Origin of the sequence: Heliomicrobium undosum (genome assembly GCF_009877425.1) — a bacterium.
Classification (GTDB): Bacteria; Bacillota; Desulfitobacteriia; order Heliobacteriales; family Heliobacteriaceae; genus Heliomicrobium; species Heliomicrobium undosum.
The window spans coordinates 362,528-387,162 of record NZ_WXEY01000001.1 but is presented as its reverse complement, the minus strand read 5'-3'; the positions used below and the strand labels follow the sequence as shown (position 1 = coordinate 387,162).

The 24,635-nt window shown below is 57.6% G+C and carries 22 protein-coding genes; 20 read left to right on the top strand and 2 right to left on the bottom strand.

Translation table 11 applies throughout. The features are described from left to right. Positions 1–183: 183 nt before the first annotated feature. From accB to GTO91_RS01795, 5 genes are all read left to right on the top strand, one after another. Entirely contained in the window at positions 184–2,118 is a 1,935-nt protein-coding gene (gene accB / locus GTO91_RS01820) for an acetyl-CoA carboxylase biotin carboxyl carrier protein (RefSeq protein WP_161253925.1), read from the top strand. Between the two features lie 12 nt (positions 2,119–2,130). Beyond that, positions 2,131–3,492 (top strand): acetyl-CoA carboxylase biotin carboxylase subunit, encoded by a 1,362-nt coding sequence (accC, locus tag GTO91_RS01815; RefSeq protein WP_161253921.1) that lies wholly within the window; start codon positions 2,131–2,133, stop codon positions 3,490–3,492. A gap of 569 nt (positions 3,493–4,061) precedes the next feature. Continuing rightward, positions 4,062–4,673: a hypothetical protein gene (locus GTO91_RS01810; protein ID WP_161253919.1), complete on the top strand. Its 612-nt coding sequence runs from the start codon at positions 4,062–4,064 to the stop codon at positions 4,671–4,673. Between the two features lie 12 nt (positions 4,674–4,685). Continuing rightward, positions 4,686–5,336, top strand: a complete 651-nt coding sequence (locus GTO91_RS17735; protein ID WP_170294039.1) for a M23 family metallopeptidase — start codon at positions 4,686–4,688, stop codon at positions 5,334–5,336. A gap of 89 nt (positions 5,337–5,425) precedes the next feature. After that, positions 5,426–6,622, top strand: a complete 1,197-nt coding sequence (locus GTO91_RS01795; protein WP_161253911.1) for a hypothetical protein — start codon at positions 5,426–5,428, stop codon at positions 6,620–6,622. A gap of 720 nt (positions 6,623–7,342) precedes the next feature. Here the strand turns inward: GTO91_RS01795 and GTO91_RS01790 are convergent. After that, complete coding sequence (locus GTO91_RS01790; RefSeq protein ID WP_161253908.1) at positions 7,343–7,741, bottom strand: hypothetical protein; 399 nt, start codon at positions 7,739–7,741, stop codon at positions 7,343–7,345. 517 nt (positions 7,742–8,258) lie between these two features. On the opposite strand from GTO91_RS01790, the gene GTO91_RS01785 reads away from it, so the two are divergent. From GTO91_RS01785 to GTO91_RS01745, 9 genes are all read left to right on the top strand, one after another. After that, a complete protein-coding gene (locus GTO91_RS01785; protein ID WP_161253905.1) occupies positions 8,259–8,645 on the top strand; it encodes an Asp23/Gls24 family envelope stress response protein in 387 nt (128 codons plus the stop codon). An 86-nt stretch (positions 8,646–8,731) separates the two neighbouring features. Continuing rightward, complete coding sequence (gene amaP, locus GTO91_RS01780; protein ID WP_161253902.1) at positions 8,732–9,292, top strand: alkaline shock response membrane anchor protein AmaP; 561 nt, start codon at positions 8,732–8,734, stop codon at positions 9,290–9,292. Positions 9,293–9,325: 33 nt separating this feature from the next. After that, positions 9,326–9,880 carry a transcription antitermination factor NusB gene (gene nusB, locus GTO91_RS01775; protein ID WP_161253897.1) on the top strand — a complete coding sequence of 185 codons (555 nt, stop codon included), beginning with the start codon at positions 9,326–9,328 and terminating at the stop codon, positions 9,878–9,880. Between the two features lie 3 nt (positions 9,881–9,883). Continuing rightward, complete coding sequence (locus GTO91_RS01770; RefSeq protein ID WP_170294038.1) at positions 9,884–11,032, top strand: Kae1-like domain-containing protein; 1,149 nt, start codon at positions 9,884–9,886, stop codon at positions 11,030–11,032. A 374-nt stretch (positions 11,033–11,406) separates the two neighbouring features. After that, positions 11,407–12,261 carry a sulfide/dihydroorotate dehydrogenase-like FAD/NAD-binding protein gene (locus tag GTO91_RS01765; RefSeq protein WP_161253894.1) on the top strand — a complete coding sequence of 285 codons (855 nt, stop codon included), beginning with the start codon at positions 11,407–11,409 and terminating at the stop codon, positions 12,259–12,261. A gap of 20 nt (positions 12,262–12,281) precedes the next feature. Continuing rightward, on the top strand, positions 12,282–13,661 hold the full coding sequence (gene gltA, locus GTO91_RS01760) for an NADPH-dependent glutamate synthase (protein ID WP_170294062.1): 1,380 nt from the start codon (positions 12,282–12,284) through the stop codon (positions 13,659–13,661). A gap of 292 nt (positions 13,662–13,953) precedes the next feature. Next, positions 13,954–15,327 (top strand): exodeoxyribonuclease VII large subunit, encoded by a 1,374-nt coding sequence (gene xseA, locus GTO91_RS01755; protein ID WP_161253888.1) that lies wholly within the window; start codon positions 13,954–13,956, stop codon positions 15,325–15,327. Further along, the gene (gene xseB, locus GTO91_RS01750) at positions 15,297–15,545 is read left to right on the top strand and encodes an exodeoxyribonuclease VII small subunit (RefSeq protein ID WP_328793707.1); all 249 of its coding nucleotides are present in this window, start codon (positions 15,297–15,299) and stop codon (positions 15,543–15,545) included. Before xseA ends, xseB begins: the two co-directional genes overlap by 31 nt. 2 nt (positions 15,546–15,547) lie before the next feature. After that, positions 15,548–16,438: a polyprenyl synthetase family protein gene (locus tag GTO91_RS01745; protein ID WP_161253885.1), complete on the top strand. Its 891-nt coding sequence runs from the start codon at positions 15,548–15,550 to the stop codon at positions 16,436–16,438. A gap of 304 nt (positions 16,439–16,742) precedes the next feature. On the opposite strand, the gene GTO91_RS01740 is transcribed toward GTO91_RS01745, so the two are convergent. Further along, complete coding sequence (locus tag GTO91_RS01740) at positions 16,743–18,812, bottom strand: trypsin-like peptidase domain-containing protein (RefSeq protein ID WP_161253882.1); 2,070 nt, start codon at positions 18,810–18,812, stop codon at positions 16,743–16,745. Positions 18,813–19,051: 239 nt separating this feature from the next. On the opposite strand from GTO91_RS01740, the gene dxs reads away from it, so the two are divergent. The 6 genes from dxs to argR all read left to right on the top strand — a co-directional run bounded on the left by dxs (position 19,052) and on the right by argR (position 24,620). Beyond that, on the top strand, positions 19,052–20,995 hold the full coding sequence (gene dxs, locus GTO91_RS01735) for a 1-deoxy-D-xylulose-5-phosphate synthase (protein WP_161253879.1): 1,944 nt from the start codon (positions 19,052–19,054) through the stop codon (positions 20,993–20,995). Between the two features lie 16 nt (positions 20,996–21,011). Continuing rightward, positions 21,012–21,836, top strand: coding sequence for a TlyA family RNA methyltransferase (locus tag GTO91_RS01730; RefSeq protein WP_161253876.1), 825 nt, complete (start codon positions 21,012–21,014; stop codon positions 21,834–21,836). Between the two features lie 118 nt (positions 21,837–21,954). Next, positions 21,955–22,413 (top strand): PD-(D/E)XK nuclease family protein, encoded by a 459-nt coding sequence (locus GTO91_RS17730; RefSeq protein WP_170294030.1) that lies wholly within the window; start codon positions 21,955–21,957, stop codon positions 22,411–22,413. A gap of 165 nt (positions 22,414–22,578) precedes the next feature. Beyond that, entirely contained in the window at positions 22,579–23,430 is an 852-nt protein-coding gene (locus GTO91_RS01725) for an NAD(+)/NADH kinase (RefSeq protein WP_161253872.1), read from the top strand. A 3-nt stretch (positions 23,431–23,433) separates the two neighbouring features. Beyond that, complete coding sequence (locus GTO91_RS01720) at positions 23,434–24,168, top strand: class I SAM-dependent methyltransferase (RefSeq protein ID WP_161253870.1); 735 nt, start codon at positions 23,434–23,436, stop codon at positions 24,166–24,168. Further along, a complete protein-coding gene (gene argR, locus GTO91_RS01715; protein WP_161253867.1) occupies positions 24,165–24,620 on the top strand; it encodes an arginine repressor in 456 nt (151 codons plus the stop codon). Before GTO91_RS01720 ends, argR begins: the two co-directional genes overlap by 4 nt. Positions 24,621–24,635 lie beyond the last annotated feature (15 nt).

Genomic DNA, 24,635 nt, shown 5'->3' with positions numbered 1-24,635 from the left:
GAGAATCACGCCTTGCGTCTGAATCGTCCGAACTCTATAATATATGGTAAGTGTCTAGCATTGTCGCTAGCGAATAACTCAGGAGTTGTCACTCCAACAACGACCTGAGTTTCTATTTTGTCCGGAAGCGGCGGAACCAGGGAACCACGACGCCGTGCCGCTCGGAGAGACGGAGGGAATCAAGTGCAAGAGCAACGCAGGGTAAAAATCACCGAGACGACACTGCGGGACGGCCACCAGAGCCTGTGGGCCACCCGTATGCGCTTGGAGGACATGCTCCCAATCGTTGAAAAGATGGACAAGGTGGGCTATCACTCCGTTGAGGTTTGGGGCGGCGCCACTTTCGATGTCTGCATGCGCTACCTGAATGAAGATCCCTGGGAACGACTGCGCATCCTGAAAAAGCATTTTCGTCGCACCCCCCTGCAGATGCTCCTGCGGGGCCAATCCCTTGTCGGCTACACCCACTACCCCGACGACGTGGTGGAGGCCTTTGTCCACAAAGCCGTCGAAAACGGCATCGACATCATCCGCATCTTTGACGCCCTCAACGATATCCGCAACATGGAAGCGCCCATGCGCCACGCCAAAAAAGCCGGCGCCCATGTGCAGGCCTCTATCGTCTACACGATGAGCCCTGTCCACACGATGGAGCACTATGTGGAGACGGCCACCCAACTGGCCGAGATGGGCGCTGACTCCCTCTGCATCAAGGACATGGCCGGCCTCCTCCTGCCCTTCAAATCGCGGGAACTGGTCACCTTGATCAAGGAAAGGGTCAACCTTCCTTTGCAACTGCACACCCACTACATCGGCGGCATGGCCGTCGGCGCCCTCTTAAAAGGCGTTGAAGCCGGCGCCGACATCATCGATTGCGCCTCCCTGCCGCTCGCCTTCGGTCCCTCCCAGCCGCCTGTCGAGACGCTGGTGCGGGCCTTCAGCGACACCCCCTATGACCCGGGCCTCGACATCCACCGCATCTTCGAGATCACCCAGTACTTCGAGGACCTGCGCAAGCGCCTCGGCTACAAGCGGGGGATCACCGGCCTCAACGACATGCTCGTCTTCGACCACCAGGTCCCCGGCGGCATGATCACCAACCTGATCACCCAGTTGGAAGAGCAGAAGGCGCGCCACCGCCTGAACGATGTCTTGAATGAAATGCCCAAGGTGCGGGCCGACTTCGGCTACCCGCCCCTTGTCACCCCCACCAGCCAGATTGTCGGCACCCAGGCTGTCTTAAACGTCCTCACGGGCGAGCGCTACAAACTGGTGCCCGGCGAGGTCAAGGGCTATGTGAAAGGCCTCTACGGCAAGCCGCCGGCGCCGATTCGTCAGGATATCGTGACCAAAATCCTCAAGGACGATCCCCAGATCGAATGCCGTCCCGCCGACCTGCTGGAGCCGGCCATGGACCGCGTCCGCCGCGAACTGGGCCCGCTGGCCAAGAGCGAGGAAGATGTCCTGTCCTACGCCCTGTTCCCGCAAGTGGCATTAAAATTCTTCGAATACAGGAAAAACCCGCAAGCCCACGTGGTCGCCCCGGTCGTTCAGAACCAGGAAGACCCGCCGGCCCCTCAACCCGGGGGGAACCAGTCCGCTCCCGTCAGAGGGAACACGCAGAAGGAGGATACGAAGGTGAACGTCCAAGAAATCAAAGAACTCATCCAGGTTCTGAACGGTACGGACATCGCTGAACTGCAAGTGGAAAGCGATGGCGTCAAATTAGCGATCCGCAAGGGATCGGCCATCCATGCCCCCGCCGCCGCCCCTGCTCCCGTTATGGTCGCCGCCCCTGTAGCCGCAGCCCCCGCGCCTGCCGCTGAAGCCGCCGCGCCTGCGCCCAAACCGGCCGCCGATCTGTCCAAAAACCCGAACGTCGTCGCCATCACCTCGCCCATGGTGGGCACCTTCTACCGCGCCCCAGCCCCCGACGCCCGCCCCTACGTGGAAAAGGGCAGCAAGGTGGAAAACGGCACGACCGTCTGCATCATCGAAGCCATGAAATTGATGAACGAAATCGAAGCCGAGATCAAAGGAACCATCGTCGAAATTCTCGTGGAAAACGGCGCGCCCGTCGAATACGGTCAAACCCTTTTCCTCGTTGAAAAAGCCTAAGGGGGCGCCTCAATGGGACACCACAGCCTCTTTAACAAGATCCTGATCGCCAACCGCGGCGAGATCGCCGTCCGCATCATCCGCGCCTGCAAGGAACTGGGCATCCAGACCGTCGCCGTCTACTCGGAGATGGACAAAGACGCCCTCCATGTCAAGCTGGCCGATGAAGCCTACTGCGTCGGACCGGCGCCCTCGAACCGCAGCTATCTGAACATCCCCAACATCATCAGCGCCGCCACCGTTTCCGGCGCGGAAGCCATCCACCCCGGATTCGGCTTCCTCTCGGAAAACGCGTACTTTGCCGAGATCTGCGAAACCTGCAAGATCAAGTTCATCGGTCCCGGCTCCAAGGCCATCGAGTCCATGGGCTCCAAGGCCGTGGCGCGGGAGACGATGATCAAGGCTGGTGTCCGCGTCGTCCCCGGTTCCGAGTCCATCGTCACCTCTGAGGAAGAGGCCGAAAAGATCGCCGCCGAGATCGGCTACCCGGTCATGATCAAGGCTTCGGCTGGCGGCGGCGGGCGCGGCATGCGCATCGCCCACTCGGACAAGGACCTCTTCAACGCCCTCCAGACGGCCCAGACCGAAGCGGAAGCCGCTTTCGGCAACAAGGCCGTCTACATCGAAAAGTACATCGAAGAGCCCCGCCACATCGAGTTTCAGATCATGGCCGACCAGTTCGGCAACACGGTCTACCTGGGCGAGCGCGACTGCTCCATCCAGCGGCGGAACCAGAAGCTGCTGGAAGAAGCCCCGTCGCCGGCTCTCTCGCCGGAACTGCGCAAGGAGATGGGCGAACAGGCCGTCCTGGCCGCCAAGTCCGTCAACTACGTGAACGCTGGCACCGTCGAATTCCTGCTGGACAAGCACGGCCATTATTATTTCATTGAGATGAACACCCGCATCCAGGTCGAGCACCCTGTCACCGAGATGATTACCAACAAAGACCTGATCAAAGAACAGATCCGCATCGCCGCCGGCGAGCCCCTGGGCTACACCCAGGACGATATCGTCATCAACGGCCACGCCATCGAATGCCGGATCAACGCCGAAGACCCCGCCCGCAACTTCATGCCGAGCCCCGGCAAGATCACCGCTTACCATCCCCCCGGCGGACTGGGCGTCCGCCTCGACAGCGCCGCCTACGCCGGCTACACCATCCCGCCCACCTATGACTCGATGGTCGGCAAGCTGATCGTCTGGGGCCGTGACCGCAACGAAGCCATCGCCCGCATGCAACGCGCCCTCGAAGAGTTCGTCATCGAAGGCGTCAAGACAACCATCCCCTTCCAGCAAAAAGTGCTGGGCAACGCCTTCTTCCAGAAGGGTGAAGTCTACACGAACTTCATCCAGCGGCGGATGATGGGGGAATAGGGCGGGAGACCTTCTAACAACCGTAAATATGCATGAAACAACCCGGCCACATGTGTGGGCGGGTTGTTTTTTTCTTTCAAGGTGACATAGAGGGCTTGCTATGGTCTGCACATTCGGCTGGCAGCGTTTTATGCGCTGTCGGCTTTTTACTTAATCAATATATAAGCCATAGTATTTGTTCGAACCAGCTTTTTGATAAACTATTTTTTTCAATACATTAGCACATGTAATAATTAGTTACAAATAGATATATTGTGACATTTTTTAAATTTAGGGAGAAATATGTTCCTTTTGGGTACATTATGAAGGAATTTCATTTATATGGTCGTATTATCATTACAGAATTCCAATGATATGCGTCGATTGGTTGCAATCGAAACCATATTGCGGCTAACCAAAATTTTGATTTTCGGTTAGTGCTATACGAGGGGATATCTGCTCGGAAAGGGGGTGATAAAAAAGACACTGTTCCAGAACGTCAAATTGTAGAGTGGATTGTTTCATTTCATTGACACGAATCGTCAAAAGAAATCTGAGCTTGAAGGAAGATTACGGAAGGGGGACTACACTTGATCAAGGACAATCGTCTCTTAAAAATTGCTTCTGCGCTTACAATTTGCGCCTTTGTATCACTACCGGTTTATGCGAATGGCACAGATTCCAAGGTGGATGTAACGGGTAAAAGCAAAGCAGAAATTGCGCAAGCCTATCATGATCTATTCGATTTGGACGATAACCAAAAAAAGGAACTGAAAGAACGGGGTTTTAGCGAAACAGATATCGCTAACATGGATAACGATGATTTTAAAAAGTTAGAAGCGTCATGGAAACTATCGAAGAGGCAGCAAGAGTTGATCAAAGGAATCTACCCCGAACTCAGCGAGGCCGAGTATGCTAACTGGACAAACGCAGACTTTAACGCCTACTCGAACGCAAAAACGGAAAAAATCTATGCTCCTCGTTCTGAACAAGCGGAACAACTGCAAAAAAGAGGGATCTCGCTGGAAACAGCCCGTAAAATGCTCAAAGAATATCAATCTTACGACAATATCCTGACCCAACCCGATTCTGTTCTTAAAGAACTGACAGAGCAAATCAATGAAGCGGACAAACAGTATGATGAACATCTTGGTTATAAAAAGGCAATCAAAGCGAAACACCTGGAAAATCTGAAGAACTAGAGGTGATTAGAAATGAAAATTACAAAAAAGCTGGCTGTTGCTTTGAGCGGCGCCTTGATCTCCTTGACGATGTGCACGAGCGCTTTTGCTGTTATGCAGTACTATCCCGGGGATTATGTTAATTGCAATATGCCGGGGTACGGTAACGACTATTTTTGTAAAGCATCGGGCACTCCAAGTTCGGATGCCATTCGGCAGACCCAGTCGTATTATGCGGGCCGGATTTTTTCTAACGCCTTTAGAGATACCACGGCTACGCCTTACTATACGAACATGTGGGGAACCTATTCCTATTCTCAAAGAGGCGCCCATGAAGGGTTAGATATGATCAAAGGGACAACAGGGGAACCTGTTACTCATTGGGGGTCGCCTGGCTATGTGACCAAAGTGGACGCCACTGTGGGGTTGGTGGCTATTTATTGCTCTGACATTAACGAAACGATTTTTTACCGGCATATGAATTCGATTCAAAGCGGAATACAACAAGGATCCTATGTTTCCCATGGTCAACAGATAGGCACGGAAGGCTCTAAAGGCAACTCTAGCGGCACTCATTTACATTGTGGTGTCGAATGGGCAAGCAAAACGAGTGACGCCTCTGGCAGCGATAGCGACTTTACTTCGCAAAACATTTACTACGCAATGCAGTATTTTGGTTATTAACATTCGTCCACAATAATACGATAACCCCCGTATCAACTGATTGATAGGGGGGTTATCGTGCTGTTTAATGAAGAGTGAGAGGTGTTTTTATGAAGACGAAATCAATCGTACTTATCGCATTATTACTAACTCCGGCGCTGGCTGCTTGCAATACTTCAAATAAACCTGCGACTCCCGTAACTGAAAATGCCGTGAACATAAGAAGTCAAGAAAAAGGCCAGGAAATGTCGACACCGAGCCTTAAAATAAACAATCCCGGTTCCCAATACTATCAGGTTCTTAAAGAGAATAAACCAGAAGTCAGTAATGAATCGGGAAAGTTTAAGAACAAAGAGTTATTAGACTTAAATAGCAAAATTAAGTTCAAACCGATCAGTGGAATTGACTTTTTAGACAACAATAACATTATATTCTCGGTTCTTAACGGAAAAAACAATCCAGATGACAGCAGCGCCAATTGTGATCTCTATAAATACGATTTAAAAAATAACAAGGTGACTATGTTATGTGCCGAGTATACGCTTTATCCTGATGCATCCGTTAAGATCAAAGACCCGAACAGTTTCTCTATCATAAGAAATGATAGCGTTCTCTCGATTGAAAATAACGCCGTCAAGATGAAAAGGAATCTGATTAATGAGGTGAAAGAGAAGTTTCCGAACGTCAACGATGTATTTTTTAACGAAGAGAACTATAAACTGCTCATCCTTGAGAATGACTTTAAAACGAAAACCAGCGCCGTATACCTGACCGATAACAAACTTCTCTCTACAGAAAAATTGCCCTTTGTAAACGCATACCGAGCATATTGGGCCGATAAGAATCATGTGCTTGTGGCCTATAAAGAAGGCAACAAGAGCATACTGGCAAAGTATAACCTCGCAGATAAAAGCGCCTCACTGACGAATCTCCCAGATAACAATACCTTTTTGGATCCGCAGATTTCAAATGACGAGATCATTCGATTCTTTTATAAAGAACCGTCCGCTGAAAAACCGTGGGGTTTTCTCGATCTAGGCAAGAAGACGATCAAACGCGCTAATTTTGAAGAAAGCAATCCCGTGAGCAACGTGTGGAACGGCAGGATGGGAGGATTTACAGAATCCTCTTCTCGAGCCAAAAAACAGTTGTTCCTGTACGAAATAGCGTCTAACAAAATGATCATTAGAAGTGAAGATGTGGATAACCTTTATGCGTTAGCCGTATCTCCTGACGGGGAAAATATTATATTTGCTGTGTCCACTCCCAATGGTGAAACCAGACTTTATAGCAACAGGAAGCCGTAATTCTTATCGAGGCCGCGACCGCAACGAGTCCATCGCCCGCATGCAGCGCGCCCTCGACGAGTTCGTCATCGAAGCCCCCAGACTGTCGACAAAGGTCGTTGTCGGCAGTCTTTTTTTGTCCTGATGGCCCAAAAAACAATATTTAAGTGAGAATGTGGGCGCTCAATTTGGCTACGGGCTTAACTGGGATGGAAGCACAGCGCCGTCACACAAACCGTCTATGAAACGAAGAGCGATAAGAGTATGATTGCGACGATCAGTTCATCAAGTTCCGATGTGTTTAACTCAAACGGCAAGTTGTACATGCGCACGACAAGTTTAGCTCGACTGCTCGGCAAAACGGCTACGTGGAACAGACGCATGGGATCGAACGCTGCGAGTTATAAGAGAAAATGAATGAGTTGCCCCGCCACGAATTGGGCTATGATTGCGCAGAAATCGCAGAAGACCTTTATTATTCAGCAGGAGGTAAAGGAGAAATATTAAATATTACATCCTTGCATTAATCTCTAATTTTAACGGAAAAGCTTCCATTCTTCATGATTATTGAATTACCTATACTCGGCCGTATTTCTGCTGTAAATCTTCCTTCAGCATATCCCCCCCTGCCTTCCCATTTATCTATAATTAACCAAAACGCATAAAAAGACCTTTCCACTAAAGAATAAGAAATACCATTTTTCTCAGTATACATAAATGAAAATGATACTGGAACCGAACTTAAAGTTGATATTTGTCCATCCTCTGCCGAAAACGTATCACCAGTTTTAACATCAGAAGGTAATGATATATATATATGCTGTCCCGGCTATAAAAAAATATTGTCCAACTACTATTAATGCCTTTATTGTCAATTGGATTATTAGTAGAATAATTCTTATCAATGCCATTTAAATTAACCATAAGTGAACCCGCCATTTGAGGCTTATTAGATTTACTAATAGTTTGGTTAGTCTCAGTAGTGGCTTGTTTAACAGGTTCAGTTACTGATTGTTTCGAAGGCTCAGTAACGGTTTTTTTTAGGGACTCAGTAGATTGTTGAACAGTCTCAGAAACGGGTTCTTTAGTAGGAACCTTAACATCCGAGTCTGTTTTTTCTAAAGTGCCGGGTAAACCCAAATGGTCAATCTTAATTTTGTCTAAACCAGCATTTACAGTCCATGTGATTGCAGTAGTTAAAGCAGTGATTAATATTGTGTACAGTATTCCTTTTTTTCAGTAATGCTCATAGACTTCAAACCCCTTTTCTTTAAATGTAATAAAATTTTTAATAGCACTACATATTCGCTTTATAGATTTTTTGAGTAGTGACCTAATCACGGGTTATTTTTGTATTAAAATAAAAACTCAAATAAAAAAGAGATATAAGTTATTGATAAAACATATTGAATACCACACCGGTTAAATTGAAAAAAACACCATGGCAAACACGACCAACGACTTGTAATATTCGGCGTTTGATTTTTAAATCCTTGTGGATAAGACATACGTCCTACTATGCTTGAAGAAGTATTTACCCGATAACAAGTAGCCTTTTCTATTACTTTCGCATCTGGTATACTCTCCCTCCCTTTGGTACAATACTACATGATGGACACTCTCCATCGGAAATCCTCACCAGGGGGTGCCCGTACACATGGATACCATCACAACCAAGCAGGATATCGGCCACGTCCGTATCGCCCAGGAGGTCGTTGCGACCATCGCTGGCTTGGCGGCGACTGAAGTGGAAGGCGTCGCCGCGATGAGCGGCGGTTTGGGCGGCGGCATCGCCGAGATGCTCGGTCGCAAGAACCTGACCCGAGGCGTCAAGGTCGAGGTCGGTGAACGGGAGGCGGCCATTGACATGAACATCATCGTCAATTTCGGCAGCCGCATCCCCGAGGTGGCCAAGCGCGTCCAGGAAAATGTGAAGCGCTCCATCGAGAGCATGACCGGGTTGACCGTCGTCGAGGTCAATGTGCATATTCAAGGGGTGAACTTCCCCACGCCGGAAACAAAAGAGGATGACCGGGTGAGATGATCGAGGCCCCCCTGAGACCGACGGATCTCAGGGGGGTTTTGCCCGTCCGACCTGTTGCCGGGCAAACGAGCGGGGAGGGGTCAGGCATGGAAGGGCCGAGTCGTCCGCTGGCTTTTTTGGTGGCGTTGCCGCCGGCGGCGATTGCCATCATCATCGTGGCAGCCGCTTTTTCGGGCGGCGGCGGGGCAGACGCCGGCGGCGCTGATACTGTGGAAAGGTACTTGACCACCTGGCGGCAGGGGGGTGTTCGCGCGACCTGGGCTGTTGGGGCGATCTTCTATTTAATCTTGGCGGGGTGGTTTTTGTTCCGGGCCTGGCCTCGGCCGATGAAGGGCATGACGATATTGGCGCGCACGCCCCACGGGAAGGTGCAGATCTCCCGGTTGGCCATCGAGGGGCTGATCCGTGGCGCTGTGGCCGGTTTTGTCGGCATCCGGGGGTTGCGGGTACGCATCCACACTGTGTCTGACGGCATTACCATCGCGTTGCATGTGGCCTCTGATTTGAAGGTAGGGCTACCTGCCCTCGGGGAAAAGATCCAGCAGGCGACGCGCCATGTGCTCGAATCGTCGACCGGCATGGAGCCGAAGGAGATCCAGATCACCTTCGATCCCGTAGAGGAAGAGAGAAAAAGCCGTTTGCGGTAAGAATAATCATAAATACGGGGAGGGGCGAGACATTTGAGCAGGCGACAAGGGCGGGAAACTGCCTTGCAGACGTTGTTTATGGCTGATGTGGGCCGGATGGAACCGGCTGATGCCTTGCAGTACGCCAGTGAAGAATTCGGGATCAGCGAGGCGGCCGCCGCCTTTGCGCGGGAACTGGTCGAAGGGGCGGTGGCGAACCGGGAGACGATCGACGGGAACATTCGCCGCCTGGCTAAGGAGTGGAACCTGGAGCGGATGCCCCATGTGGACCGCAACCTGCTTCGCGTGGCTATCTTTGAGATGCTCTTTCGGAAGGACATCCCCTTGAACGCGGCCATCAACGAGGCCATTGAGTTGGCGAAGATCTACGCCAATGAGGAGTCGGCCAAGTTCGTCAACGGCATCCTCGGTCAACTGGCCCGGGAGATCCGCGAGTCGCGGGGTGAAAAGACTCCGGCGCAGGAAGGTGCGCCCGCCGCAGTGACGAACCCAGTGACGACCACGGTGATTCCAGAAACAGCGGCGAACCCGGAGACGCTTTCCATGGCCGAACAGGACGCTCGGCCGCCTGGTGTCAACGAGGTGTAGCCCATGGGGACTGAAATCATTCGCGGAGTTTTGGGCATCGACACGAGTTGCTATACGACCTCTGTCGCCTTTGCCAGCCTCGATGGAAGGCTGCTTGCCCAGAAACGGCAATTGTTGCCCGTGAAGCAGGGAGAAAGGGGTCTCCGCCAGGGAGACGCCTTTTTTTTGCATGGCCGGCAATTGCCGCATGTAATGGAAGCGTTGTTTGCTGAGTTGCGCCAGTTCGGGGAAGCGGAAGCCGGTAAAGAAGGTCTCCGGCAAGTCCGCGTTGAGGCCGTCGCCGTCTCCACCCGCCCGAGGCCGGAGGAAGGCGCTTATCTGCCTGTCTTTTTGGCTGGCGAGGCGGTTGGGCGGTCGGTGGCGGCGGCGCAGGGTATCCCCTTCTTCGCGACGACCCACCAGGAGGGGCACATCATGGCGGGGATCGCCTCTCTGGAAGACCGTGAACAGGCTGATGCGCTGCTGGAGAAGGGCTTTCTCTCCGTCCATCTCTCCGGCGGGACGACGGAACTGTTGCGGGTGCAGTTCGACGCGGCTGGGGCGGTTTTTTCCATAGAAAAGTTGGGCGCGACGACAGACCTGCACGCCGGGCAACTGGTTGACCGCGTCGGCGTGGCCTTAGGGTTGCCCTTCCCGGCGGGACCGCGCCTGGAGGCGCTGGCCGCCCAGTGCGACGGCGGGGGATGCGCCGCCGAAGGAGCGGCGGAAGGTTCAATCGAAGCTATCGAGGCGATTACCTTTCCCGCCTCGGTGAAAGGCTACAATGTCAGTTTTTCCGGCGCGGAGGCCCAGGCGCTGCGGCTCATCGATCAGTGGCGTAAAGCAAATGAAGCTGCCGGTGGCGATATGCTCGGCGACATCGCTACAAAAGCTGCGTCAGCGGCCATCGCCCGCGGCATCGAGCGCTGCCTGGCGTCGACGTTGGAGAAGATCCTACGCCGGGCCATCGAGGAGACGGGCTGTCGCGAGGTCCTCATCGTCGGCGGCGTGGCGGCCAACGGCTTTTTGCGGCGGCGCTTGCGGGAACGGTTGGAGCACCGCGCTGTCGGCGGCCGGCTCGCCTTTGCCACACCGGCCCTGTCAGGCGACAACGCTGCCGGCGTGGCTGTGTTAGGCGCCAAGTTTCTCTCCGCTTCCACTGCTTGCCGTTGACCGCAGTGGTTGTACGGTGTACACTGGATATTGTGTCATAAGTGTGCGGACAGGCTGGCGGCAGCATAAGCGCCGGGCTTTGTCCGTATTTTTTAAAACATGCCCTCCCCCGGTTTGCAGGAGATGGGCATGGGGTCACGAATCATAAAAATGGACTTTCAACTGTGCACAGGTGATTTACAGGTTTTGACGCCGGGTTTTTCAAAAAAAGTATAGATCTCTGTCTAGCAAAGCAGCTTTGACGTCCTTTTGCCGAAGCAGCGTTCGACGTCCCTTTATCGCAAGTATCGCAAGCCAAGGGTCGGCGTCCGGCTTTCGTAAGACGTTTTCGTTTGCGTAGTGCGGCAGTATGGCATAGAGGAGGCAGCAGGCGAATGTACCCGATCGTGCGGAAAGAGATCCTTTCCGCCAGTGTCAAGCTTTTCGATCTGAAAGCTCCGCTGGTGGCGGCCAAAGCCAAGGCCGGACAGTTTTTTATTCTTCGCTCCGATGAGAAAGGTGAGCGCATCCCGCTGACCATCGCCGACTTTGACCGGGAGCAGGGGACGATCACGGCCATCTTCCAGGAGATCGGCGCGGGCACCCGCCTGCTCGGCCAGTTGGAAGCAGGGGACGCGGTCCTCGATGTGGTCGGTCCACTCGGTGTGCCTTCCGAGATTGAGCGCTTTGACGGTCCTGTCGTGGTCGTCGGCGGCGGCGTCGGCATCGCTCCCATTTATCCCATCGCCCGTGCCCTGAAGGAGGCGGGCAACCGTGTCGTCTCCATCATCGGCGCCCGCAACAAGGAACTGCTCTTCTGGGAAGAAAAGATGGCTGCTGTCAGCGACGAGTTGATCGTCTGCACCGATGACGGATCTTATGGCCGCAAGGGCTTTGTCACCGACGCCCTGAAAGACTTCTATGAAGCGAACAAAGACCTGCAACGAGTCTGGGCCATCGGCCCCATGCCGATGATGCGGGCCATCGCCAACACGACCCGTCCCATGGGCGTCCACACCATCGTCAGCATGAACCCGCTGATGATGGACGGTACGGGCATGTGCGGCGCTTGCCGCGTCCTCGTCGGCGGCGAGACCAAGTTCGCCTGTGTCGACGGCCCCGAGTTTGACGGCCACCTGGTCGATTTCGATCTGGCCCTCAAGCGACTCACCATCTATCGCGATGAGGAGAAGCGCGCCTTAGCGGCGCTGGAACACCACCACGAAGGGGGGCGCTGCGGGTGTCATTAAAGGAAAAGATCCGTCAGGAGATGCCCTGCCAGGACCCCCAGGTCCGCCGCGCCAATTTTGACGAAGTCGCCCTCGGCTATACGGAGGAGCAGGCCGTCAAGGAAGCCGCCCGCTGCATCCAGTGCAAAAAGCCCAAATGCCGGGAAGGATGCCCCGTCGAGGTGCTGATTCCCGATTTCATTAAAGCCGTCGCCGAGCGCGATTTCGCCGGCGCAGCGGTGAAGCTGAAAGAGAAAAACGCGCTGCCCGCCATCTGCGGCCGCGTCTGCCCCCAGGAGAGCCAGTGCGAAGAAAAGTGCATCCTGGGCATCAAGTCGGAACCGGTCGCCATCGGGCGGCTGGAGCGCTTTGTCGCCGACTGGGAGATGGCCCAGGGCGCGAGCGCGACCGAAGCCGCCCCGGCCAAGGGCGCCAAGGTTGCTGTCATCGGCGCCGGCCCGGCCGGCCTCACCTGCGCCGCCGAGCTTGCCAAACTTGGCTACGCCGTGACCGTCTTCGAGGCCTTGCACACCGCCGGCGGCGTGCTTATGTACGGCATTCCCGAGTTTCGTCTGCCCAAGGCGATCGTCGATAAAGAGATCGCCAACCTGCGTCAACTCGGCGTGGAGTTGCAGTTTAACGTCGTCATCGGGCCGTCCATGACGGTGGAAGAACTGATGAACGAACAGGGCTATGCCGCCGTCTTCCTCGGCACCGGCGCGGGTCTGCCCAACTTCATGGGCATTCCCGGCGAAAACCTCTGCGGCGTCTTTTCGGCCAACGAGTTTTTGACGCGGACGAACCTGATGAAGGGCTTCCGCTTCCCCGAATACGGCACGCCCGTCAAACTGGGCCGCAAGGTGGCCGTCCTGGGCGCAGGCAACGTGGCCATGGACGCCGCCCGCACGGCTGTGCGCCTCGGCGCGGAAGAGGTCACCATCGTCTACCGCCGCTCCGACAAGGAGATGCCGGCCCGGGCCGAGGAGATCGAACACGCCCGCGAGGAAGGCGTTCAGTTCAAGCTCCTCACCAATCCCGTCGAGATCATCGGCGATGAGAACGGCTGGGTAAAGGCGATGAAGTGCCTCCGCTACGAACTGGGCGAACCCGACGCCTCGGGACGGCGCAAGCCGGTCGCGATCCCCGGCTCTGAGTTTGTCATGGACATGGACACGGTCATCGTCGCCATCGGCACGGGGCCGAACCCCTTGGCTACCAAGTCGACGGCCGGCCTGGAACTGAACCGTCGCGGCAACATTGTCGCCGATGAAGAAGGCCGCACTTCCATCCCCGGCGTCTTTGCCGGCGGGGACATCGTCACTGGCGCCGCCACGGTCATCCTGGCCATGGGCGCCGGCAAGAAGGCGGCCCAGGCCATCGACGCCTACATTACGGCGAAGGCGGCCGAGGCGGCGAACTAGAAGTAAGATATATGAAAAAGGCGCTGCGTTGCGGCGCTTTTTCCTTTTCAAGCCTCTGAGCGGGCGGTAAAATGGATACACTATTCGTTTTAGGGGAGCGCATGTTTTGCGATTGACACCGCTTGGCAGGATTTCCGGGGCGGTGTCGCGAAAAAATTTCGCAGGTGCGTCCATTACTTCCGCTCGCCCCATTCGGCTGCCTCTTTTGCCGAACTGTTTTGATGAATCCATTCCAGCGTAGCGTTGATGAGACACGCCAGCGCAGCGCATTGAGCCAAAAAGGGGGCCGCCGATGGACAAGATCTGGTCTGTCACCCAGTTGAATACCTACATCCAGGGGCTCCTTGAAAAGGCGCCCCGGCTGGCCGATGTGTGGGTGCAAGGGGAGATCTCCAACTACAAGCATCACACGTCTGGCCATATGTACTTCACCTTGAAAGACAGGGATAGCGTTGTCAAAGCCGTCATGTTTCGCGGCAAAAACCGCTACCTCTCCTTCCGTCCCGAAAACGGCCTGAACGTGATCGTGCGTGGGCAGGTGAGCGTCTATCCGCGCGACGGCATCTATCAGATCTACGCCGAAGAGATGGAGCCGGCCGGGCTGGGCGGCATCTTTCTTGCCCTGGAGCAGGCGAAAAGACGGCTCGAAGCGGACGGCCTTTTCGCCGCCGAACACAAGCGTCCCCTGCCGCCGCTGCCCCGCAAGGTGGGCATTGTGACGGCGCCGACCGGGGCGGCCATCCGAGACTTGTTTTCTGTGATTAAACGCCGATTCCCGGCCATGAACATCGCCTTCGCTCCAGCCGTCGTGCAAGGGGAAGAGGCCGTGCCGAGCCTGATCCGGGCACTGCAACTGATCGTCCGCGTGCCCGGTGTCGATGTGGTGATCATCGGTCGAGGCGGCGGTTCACGGGAGGATTTGTGGGCCTTTAACGATGAAGCCCTCTGCCGGGCCATCGCTGCCTGCCCTGTCCCGGTTGTGTCGGCGGTGGGCCACGAATCGGACGTGTCCCTCACCGATCTGGTGGCCGATGTGCGGGCCGCCACGCCGTCAGCGGCGGCGGAACTGGTCGTTCCCCTCTACAGCGCCTTGCACGGTCGTGTTGACGACCTGGCCTTGCAGTTGCAACGGGCCACGACGGTGCGCCTGGCCCGGGAACGGCGGGCGCTGTCGGCCCTGGCCGGACGGCCGTCGCTCAATAACCCGATGGTAAGGCTCCGCGTCCCGCGCCAGCGCATAGACCAGTTTGAGGAGCGGCTGCGCCGGGCCGTGTCGCTCAGCCGGGCGGCCCAACTGCGGGGACGGCTCAAGGAACTGGAGGTGCGTCTCCTTTCGGCGGCGTCGCCCCAGCGCCTGCGCCAGAAGCGGGACCGGACGGAAGACCTGAAAAACCGGCTGATCGCAGCCGTTCAAAAAGAACAGCAGAACCGGCGGCGGGAACTGGTCATGCAGGCGGGGCTGCTCGACGCCCTCAGCCCCTTGGCCGTTTTAGACCGTGGTTTTGCAATTTGCCTGGACCCGACTGGACACGTCCTTCGCGACAGTGCTGGCGTGGCGGAAGGGGAACGGGTGGATATCGTATTGCAGCGCGGCGAACTGACCTGCCGCGTGGAAGAGAGAAGGGAGAATCGGCGGTGGCAAATGGGAAAGCAAACCCAAATCTGACCTACGAAGCGGCCATCGGTCGCCTCGAAGAGGTGGTGCGGTCGCTGGAAACGGGCGATGCGCCCTTGGATGAATCCTTAAAGCTGTTTCAGGAGGGCATCGGCCTGGTCCGTCACTGCCATTCCCAGTTGGACGCCTACGAGGCCAAGGTGCAGCGGCTGATCGATACCCCTGACGGCGCGACCGTCGTCGAAGAGCGATTTGAGGAAGGGGAATAAGCGTGGACCTAAAGGCGGAAATGAAGCAACTGAACAGCAAAGTTGATGCGGCCCTGTCCCGCTACATGCCGGCGGAGGATGTGGCGCCGCCGGTGATCCATAAGGCCATGCGCTACAGCCTCTTTGCCGGGGGCAAGCGCCTGCGCCCCGTGCTGGTCCTGGCCGGCTGCCGCGCTGTCGGCGGCGATGAAGATGCGGTGATGGCCGCTGCCTGCGCACTGGAGATGATCCATACCTACTCACTGATCCATGACGACCTGCCGGCCATGGACGATGATGACCTGCGCCGGGGCATGCCGACGAACCACGTGGTCTTCGGCGAAGCCACCGCCATCTTGGCCGGTGACGGCCTGCTGACGCGCGCCTTCGGCGTCCTCGCCGAAGAGGGGCTCCGTTCCGGCCAATCGCCGGCCCTCGTCCTCCAGGTGATTGCCGAACTGGCCGAGGCCGCTGGGAGCCTGGGCATGATAGGCGGTCAAGTCGTGGACATGGAATCGGAAAACAAGCAGATCGATTTTGCCACCATGGAGTACATACACGCCCACAAAACGGGCGCGCTGATCCGCGCCTCTTTGCGCATCGGAGCCCTCCTCGGCGGCGGCTCTCCCGAACAGGTGGAGGCGCTTTCCCGCTACGGCGACCACCTTGGCCTCGCCTTCCAGATCACCGACGATTTGCTCGACATCCAGGGCGATCCGGAAAAAATCGGCAAGCCCGTCGGCAGCGATGAGAAGAACAACAAGGCCACCTACCCGGCGCTTTTGGGCCTGGAGAAGGCGCGCCAGGAGGCGGAGCGGGTCGTCCAGGCGGCCTTGGACAGCCTTGATGGGTTTGATGAGAAGGCGGAGTTACTGCGGGAACTGGCGCGGTATCTATTGGTGCGGGAAAATTAGTTGGACGATATAGGCCGTGACAAAGTGTTCCTGTTGTTTCACCCATGGTTTTTGGGCATAGATTAAAACGGCTCTCACCCATTCCTGAAAAGGATGGGTGAGAGCCGTTTTTTAACGCTAGACGGAGAATTTAGCTCAATTCATCTAACATTCATAGAAGATAGGCAGCAGACTTTGTCAGCAGACGAACGTCATTACATAAGAAACCCGGCCCTCGCTCATCCCCGAAAGGACGGCGAGGGCCGGGTTTTTTCGCTTAAGATTTAAGATTTCGAGAGACATGAAATACTGGAGTAGACGTTTTTTACTCGAACCGTAAAACGAAGGCGTTCCGCTGCCCCAGGTACACCTGATCGCCGTTCTGCAATGTCCGTGTCCCCTCCAGTCGCTCCCCAGCAGGAGAATCCAGGAAGGTGCCGTTCGTCGATCCCTTGTCGGTAACGATGATCGCTGTCTTATCGAGCGGGTCAGGGCCGACAAAGATGTGCTGCTTGGAGATGAAGGGGTCATCGAGCACGACTTGGCAAGTTAAGGGGTCGCGGCCGACGAGCAGTCCCTCCCGGGGGACGACCATCCGGCGACCGGTCAGCGGTCCGGAGATGAATTCGATGACCGGCTTGGCGTCTGCCTTCGGTGTCCGCCAGAGCGAGGCCACCTTGCCGGCGACCGACGGTTGCGACGGCGCCGGCAAGGCGTCGACAGCCGAATCGGAAGCAGCGGCCACCATGAGTCCCGGACGTTCCTTGTTCTCCTTCGCTTGGGCCGAAGGCTTGGAGGGGGCCGCAAAGGGAAACTCCAGCACATCGCCCATGGAAGGCGCCGGTGAGACGCCCGGTGCAGGCGCGGAAGAATCTGGCGGATCCTTGGGAATATAAAAGGAAATCGGTTTTTCCTTCGTCGCTGCGCTCTCGGCGGCGCTTCCGTCTCCTTCGGCCCCCCTGTCGGTCCCCTTCTTCGCCCCTAACCGGCTCATCAACCGTCTAAGCGCCGGTGGGAAAGCCGCCGGCCCGAGCTTGCGGTAGCGCAGCCCCATATATCCGCCGCCTGCGGCGATCAGCGCCAGGGTGATGCCGCCGTAGAGGGCCATGTCCGGCCAGTAGATGTTGTCATCGCCGGCCTCCTTGCGCTGGCGCGCTTCTGTCATCAGCGCTTTGGCCGGGCCGTGGTGGGGGCAGAGCTTGAGCAGATCCTCCAGGATGCTCATCGTCTTCGACATGTGGCCATTGCTGAACATGTCCAGGGCCGAGGCGTAGACACGCGTCGCTTCCGAGGGCTCGCTGGCGTTGCTAAGGCCTGACTTGCCCAGGGCCGCCAGGACCGCCTGGGTGTTGATCACCGGATAGACGCCGATGGCCCGCGCCGTCCGGCCAGCGAGTCCGATGATCTCGCCTTTGTCGGTGATGACCGGTCCGCCGGCGCCGGCGGGGCCGATGGTGGCCTCCACGTCGATCAGCGGCCCGTAGTTGGCGTTCATTTTTCCCGACTTGGTCGCCGTCACGCTGCCGGAGCTGACAGCCACGCTCATCAGGCTGGCCGGCGCGAGGAGCGCCGTCGCATCGGCATTGCCGGCGTAGCCGATGACGGTGGCTCTTTGACCCACATCGTCTTTGTCAGCCGCCATCAGCGGCAGGGAGGGAAGGTTGCTGGCGTTGATCTTGAGGACGGCCAATTCTTGGACGGGATCGAATTCCTTGTTGGCGCTGAGGGGAATGATCGGTTCAGGCGTCTGTTCCGGCTCTTTGACCGTGACGGGCTCCGTGATCACCGGAGAGACCCCTTCTCCGAGGTTCTCGACGCCCTCGCCGGTGACGGGACGCTGGATGCGGGGAACGGGGCGGGAGGAGTAGACGGGCGTGCTGGTCGTCAGCGCTTCCGGCGGCGGGGAGCCGGTCCACCGGATATCGAAGTCCACCGCCTGCCCGTCAGACAGGACGACCTGCTTGTACACCTTGACCTCTTCGATGAGCGTCGTGTTTTCGGCCACGCCAAGGCGCTCCGTCTCGCTCAGCCTGTGGCCCACCTGTTTTTGCACCTCGTTGAAGAAGCGCTCCGCCAGGGCGTTGCGGATGGCCGTATCATCCTTTTGCAGCAGTTCGATGATGCGCGATGAGGTGACCACGGCGCCGTCCGGATTGACAATGAAGCCCGAGGCAGTGCCGCCCACCGCCACCGGCCAGGCCCGGTCAGAGAAGCGGAAGGTGGCCGTGGCGCCGGCGCGTACCTGCACCACCGCCGGTTTCGCCAGTTCCACAACAGAGACATCCGGCGGCAGGGGATCAGCGGCATCGGCCACTGTTGTCAGGCTGGCCTGTCCGAGCAGCAGCGCGGCGACGACAAGGCCAACCCCTTTTCTTATTTTTTTCGATAAAATCATTGACGAACCTCCTGTCTGAACGGTCAACCGTTTCGACACGAAAGCGCCGATATCCTCCACCGCCTAGCTTAAAAAAGGTTCCACAATCTTTGATGGGACAGATTTTTCGTGATATAATCAGGGTCAGATATTTTTAGAGTCATAGCGATTATAGGGTTCTGCCGACAAGAGTCGTCAAAAAACATGTGACGGGAAACAGCGCCTGGATTGAACGCTGTAGAGGGAAGGTGACCCGATAGATGACGCAAATTCTCAGCCAGATTTCGAACCCCGGGGACCTGCAAAAGCTCACCGCAACGGAACTGGACCAATTGGCGAAAGAGATTCGTGAGGTCATCATTCAGACGACATCGGAAAACGGCGGCCACCTGGCGCCGAACCTTGGCGTCGTCGAGCTGACCTTGGCGCTGCACCTCGTCTTCCAGTCCCCGAAGGACAAGATCATCTGGGATGTGGGTCATCAGTCTTACGTGCACAAGTTGTTGACAGGACGGTACAACAATTTCCACACCCTGCGGCGCTACAAGGGGATGGCTGGTTTCCCGAAACGTTCCGAAAGCGAACACGATATCTTCAACACAGGGCATAGCTCCACCTCCATTTCGGCGGCCCTGGGCTTCGCCTTTGCCCGGGACCTGAAAAAAGAGGAGGGGGCGGTGATCGCCGTCATCGGCGACGGCGCCCTGACCGGCGGGATCGCCCTGGAGGCCTTGAACCACGCCGGCCACGCTGGGAACGACATGATCGTCGTTCTCAATGACAATGAAAAATCGATCGCTGACAACGTCGGCGCCATGTCTACATACCTGTCGCGCATCCGGACAGACCCGCGCTACTTCCGCAACAAAGAGGAAGTGGAGGAGATCGTCCGGCGCATCCCCTCTATCGGCAGCCATGTGCTGAAGGTCATGGAGAAGATGAAGGACGGCTTCAAGCACCTGGTTGTGCCGGGCATCCTCTTTGAAGAACTCGGCTTTTCCTACCTCGGCCCCATTGACGGCCACAACCTGGGCCAACTGCGGGAGGTTATGACCAACGCCTGCCGGCTGAAAGGCCCCATCCTCGTCCACGTGTTGACGAAAAAGGGCAAGGGCTACGCGCCTGCCGAGACCAACCCGAGCGTCTTTCACGGCGTCGGTCCCTTTGACGTGGAGACCGGCAAGGTCAAAAAGAACCCCGGGCCGCCCACCTATACACAGGTCTTTAGCGACACCCTGCTTCGTCTGGCCCGAGAGGACGAGCGCATCGTCGGCGTCACGGCGGCCATGCCTGACGGAACGGGGATGACGCCCTTCGCCCGCGCCTTTCCGTCTCGCTTTTTCGACGTGGGCATCGCCGAGCAGCACGCCGTCAACATGTCGGCGGCGCTGGCCTTGCAGGGGCTGCGGCCCGTCGTCGCCATCTACTCCACCTTCTTGCAGCGCGCCTATGACCAGGTCTTTCATGACGTGTGCCTGCAGCGGGCGCCCGTCGTCTTTGCCATCGACCGCGGCGGCATCGTCGGCGATGACGGCGAGACCCATCACGGCCTCTTTGACATCGCCTTCCTCCGCCACATCCCGGAACTGGTGATGATGGCCCCGAAGGATGAAAACGAGTTGCAGCATATGCTCCACACGGCGCTGGAGTACGAAGGCCCTGTCGCCGTCCGCTACCCCCGGGGGACGGGCGTCGGCGTCACCTTGGATGAAGAGTTGACAATGGTGCCCATCGGTAAGGGGGAATTGCTGCGGCAGGGGAGCGATTTGACCATCGTGGCCATCGGCGCCATGGTCGGTATCGCCGAGGAAGCGGCTGATCTGCTGGAGGCCGAAGGCATCCGGGCGGCTGTCGTCAATGCCCGTTTCGTCAAGCCCCTCGATAAGGAACTGATCGTAAAGCAGGCCCGGGAAACGGGCAAGATTGTCACTGTCGAGGAGCATGTGCTGGCCGGCGGCTTCGGCAGCGCGATCCTGGAATTGCTCGAGATGGAGGGTGTTCACTGCTCCGTCCGGCGGATCGGCATCCCTGACGAATATGTGCAGCATGGCACCGTTTCCGTTTTGCGGGAAGATTATGGCTTGACGGCGTCCAATGTGGCCCGTGTCGCCCGTGAACTGGCTGATACGGACCGATCCTGGGCCAGTATCCGCAAGGCGCCGCCGGCGCCGATCAAGATCGCTTTTCGTGGAGAATCACGGTAGTGGAGAATCACAATACATGACATCAAAAAAACGGCTCGATGTCCGTCTCGTCGATGACGGGCTCTCGCCGACAAGAGAAAAGGCGCGCGCCGCCATCCTGGCTGGGCTCGTCCAGGTCGACGGCCAACGGGTGGACAAGGCGGGGACCCTCATCGCGGACAGCGCTCACGTCACCGTGACGGGAGAGGCCTGCCCCTACGTAAGCCGCGGCGGCTTCAAACTGGCCAAGGCCTTGGAGGTCTTTCCCCTCGACCTGACCAGCCTGACGGTCATCGATGTGGGCGCCTCGACAGGCGGATTCACCGACGTGGCGCTGCGCAACGGCGCAGCGCGGGTGATCGCCGTCGATGTGGGCTACGGCCAGTTCGCCTGGTCGCTGCGCAACGACCCGCGGGTACGCTGCCTGGAACGGACCAACATCCGCCACCTCACGCCGGAGGCGCTCGGAGAAAAAGCCCAGGCTGCTGTCATCGACGTGGCCTTCATCTCTCTGGAGAAGGTGCTGCCGGCAGTGGCGGGGCTTCTGGAAGATCCGGGCCATGTGATGGCCCTGATCAAGCCCCAGTTTGAGGCCGGACGGGAAAAGGTGGGCAAAAAAGGGGTCGTCCGCGATCCCCAGACCCACCGCGAGGTCATCGAACGGCTGGTGCGCTGGGCCGCCGAGCGGGGTTGGAAGGTGCTTGGCCTCGACTACTCGCCCATCACCGGTCCGGAAGGGAATATCGAGTACCTGTTCTTTTTGCAGAAACCGGACACTCAAGGGGAGGCGGCCTCAGTCACCCCGGATTCAATCGCCGCCTTAGTCCGTCGCGCCCATGAAACAGTGGGCAACCAGAACTGAGAATACCTGATCGATGAAGGGACCCGGCGGGGTCCTTTCTTTTTCCGTTCCCCTGCCGGTGAAGGCAGGACTCGTTTCGTGGCATGTAGAACACTTTGGTTTGATGGGAGGGTCGTCGTTGCCTGATTCCTTTACACTCGACTGGACCCTCTTGGCCGTCGTCATTGCTGTCGCCGTCATCGCCGGCGCGCTCCTTTTTTCCTATCTATATAGGGCGTACCTGCGCTGGCTTGCCTGGTGGCGCCAACGCGCCGGACGCATCGGCGAGCAACAGGCGGCCAAATTGCTCAAACGCGAGGGGTACGCCGTCATCAAGGCCCAGCCGCCGGCCCGCATGGTGATGCGCGTCGACGGAGCGCCCGTCAACATTCATGTGCGCGCCGACTACCTGGTGCAGCGGGGCGGCAAGACTTATGTGGCGGAAGTGAAAACAGGCGAACGGGCGCCGCGCCCGACCAACGGCGACACGCGGCGGCAACTGCTGGAATACTCGCTGATCTATAGGGCCGATGGGGTGTTGCTGGTCGATATGGCCGCCCAGAAGATTCACCGCGTCGAGTTCGAGTTTTCTCAATAAGCAATGCTCAAGGGCAATGATGCTTCTTTACATGGAAGGCCTTTTTTGCTGGAAGTTTCCTGAATTGCCATTTGCAAAAAGAAGTTTCTGCCGGCGCGCGCCGCTTTGTGGACGATAGGATTACGCGCTGTCAGGATTGTTTTCACAGGAGTGAGGAGGGGTCTCGTGCCAACGGTAGGCGTCGTTCTCAATGACGACAAACCGCAAGCCCTCGAGGTGGCCGGTCAGATGGCCGAGTGGCTGTCACAGCGGGAAGTGCCCATGGGGATCCCGCTTACGCGCGTGGCCGAGTTGGTCCATTCGCCGTCGCCGGAACTGCGAGACCGCCTGCGCCAACTCGATCTGATCGTTGTTCTCGGGGGAGACGGGACGCTGTTGAATACGGCCCGGCTCGCAGCGCCCTACGGCATCCCTGTCGTCGGCGTCAACCTGGGTCGCCTCGGCTTTCTGACCGAGGTGGAGGTGTCAGACCTTTTTCCCGCTTTGGAACGGATCATCTCCGGCGACTACCGCATCGAAGAGCGGATGATGCTGGAGGCGCGGCTCGTCCAGGACGGCGTGGAGCAGCCGCCTTATTTCGCCCTCAATGATGTCGTCGTGACCAAGGGCGACCACCCGCGCATGATCCGGGTGGAGGCGGCTGTCGGCGACGAGGTCGTTTGGACGTACTCCGCTGACGGTTTGATCGTCTCGTCGCCGACGGGATCGACGGCCTACTCCTTATCTGCCGGCGGACCCATCGTCTCGCCGGAACTGCACGCGCTGTTGATCACCCCGATCAGCCCCCACGCGCTCGATGCCAGGCCCCTCGTCATCCCGCAGGATCAGGCCGTCCGCTTGACCGTCATCTCCTCTCACAGCCACGCCGTGGTGACTGTCGATGGACAGCCGGGGCAACCGATGGTCTGTGGGGACAGCGTCCTTGTCCAGAAGGCGTCTGTCGCTTGTCGATTGATCCGTCTGGGCGAACGCACCTTTTTCCGCATCCTGCGGGAAAAAATGCAACAGGGGAGGTAAAGGATGAACTCCCTCACATCGGCGGTGGAATGGTCCCGCCGTTTTCTCGCTGAAGTCCTCACACCCGGCGATTTCGCCATCGACGCCACCGCCGGCAACGGCCATGACACCCTGTTTCTGGCCCAGCGGGTGCTGCCCGGCGGCGACCTGTGGGCCTTCGACATTCAAGAAGCGGCCATCGACGCCACGGCCCGGCGGCTTACAGAAGCTGGATTTGAAGATCGGTTCGAAGTCGACGAGCCCCTTTCGGCCCAAAAAGCAGCGTCGAAAACAGTGGGGCTGACCGTTTTTGAGAAGACGGTGTCTCCCGAACAAGCGTCTCCGCCAGAGAACGCGGCGGCGACTGTTCCCGAGCGTCCGATTCGCTTGATCCACAGCGATCACAGCCAAATGGGATCGCTGCTCCATGGATATACGAAAAAGCCCAAGGTTGCCGTCTTCAACCTTGGCTACCTTCCCGGCGGCGATCACGCTCTGGTTACCCGAGCCGAATCGACGGTCAGCGCCCTTGACGCCTTGGCGGCGGCGCTGGCAGAGGGCGGCCGACTGGTCGTTGTCGTCTATGTGGGACATGCCGGCGCGGAGGCGGAAGTGGCAGCTGTGGACACGTGGTGGCGGCAGTTGCCGCCGCAGCGCTGGGACACGGTGTCCGTCCAGTTTCCCAACCGGACAGGCCGTCCGCCCTATGTGCTCGTGGCGGAGAAAAAAGGCGTTCAAAGGCGGGTGCCAACAACGTGAAAAGCAGGCGTCAACGAGCGATACTGGAGATCATCGGCGCCGAAGTGGTTCGCACACAGGATGAACTGGCCCAGCGCTTGCGCGAGCGGGGCATGGAAGTCACCCAGGCCACCGTTTCCCGGGATATCAAGGAATTGGGCCTAATCAAGGTCCCTGTCAGCAAGGATGAATCACGCTATGCGCCGCCGGCGGAAGCCGCCCAGGTTCCGCAGGCGCAGGAGCGGTTGCGCCGTCTGTTGCGGGACACGGTGACCCATGTCGATTCCAGTTTGAATATCGTCGTCATCCGGACGCTCCCGGGACATGCCCACGCGGTGGCCGGCGCCATCGACCACAGCCACTGGCCGGAGGTGCTGGGCACTGTGGCCGGCGATGACACCATTTTTATCGTCGTCAAACCGGTCGAGGCGGTGGAGGTGTTGATGGACAAGGTCCGGGGATGGGTCGAGTGAGCGGTTGGCAGGCAA

Excerpts from the sequence above, each read along its gene's own strand:
- GTO91_RS01770 (WP_170294038.1), top strand. The coding sequence starts at position 9,884 with ATGGGGACTGAAATCATTCGCGGAGTTTTGGGCATCGACACGAGTTGC.
- gltA (WP_170294062.1), top strand. The coding sequence starts at position 12,282 with ATGCCCTGCCAGGACCCCCAGGTCCGCCGCGCCAATTTTGACGAAGTC.
- GTO91_RS01730 (WP_161253876.1), top strand. The coding sequence starts at position 21,012 with ATGACATCAAAAAAACGGCTCGATGTCCGTCTCGTCGATGACGGGCTC.
- GTO91_RS01765 (WP_161253894.1), top strand. The coding sequence starts at position 11,407 with ATGTACCCGATCGTGCGGAAAGAGATCCTTTCCGCCAGTGTCAAGCTT.
- xseA (WP_161253888.1), top strand. The coding sequence starts at position 13,954 with ATGGACAAGATCTGGTCTGTCACCCAGTTGAATACCTACATCCAGGGG.
- accC (WP_161253921.1), top strand. The coding sequence starts at position 2,131 with ATGGGACACCACAGCCTCTTTAACAAGATCCTGATCGCCAACCGCGGC.
- GTO91_RS01720 (WP_161253870.1), top strand. The coding sequence starts at position 23,434 with ATGAACTCCCTCACATCGGCGGTGGAATGGTCCCGCCGTTTTCTCGCT.
- GTO91_RS01795 (WP_161253911.1), top strand. The coding sequence starts at position 5,426 with ATGAAGACGAAATCAATCGTACTTATCGCATTATTACTAACTCCGGCG.
- GTO91_RS17735 (WP_170294039.1), top strand. The coding sequence starts at position 4,686 with ATGAAAATTACAAAAAAGCTGGCTGTTGCTTTGAGCGGCGCCTTGATC.
- GTO91_RS01740 (WP_161253882.1), bottom strand. The coding sequence starts at position 18,812 with ATGATTTTATCGAAAAAAATAAGAAAAGGGGTTGGCCTTGTCGTCGCC.
- GTO91_RS01785 (WP_161253905.1), top strand. The coding sequence starts at position 8,259 with ATGGATACCATCACAACCAAGCAGGATATCGGCCACGTCCGTATCGCC.
- amaP (WP_161253902.1), top strand. The coding sequence starts at position 8,732 with ATGGAAGGGCCGAGTCGTCCGCTGGCTTTTTTGGTGGCGTTGCCGCCG.
- dxs (WP_161253879.1), top strand. The coding sequence starts at position 19,052 with ATGACGCAAATTCTCAGCCAGATTTCGAACCCCGGGGACCTGCAAAAG.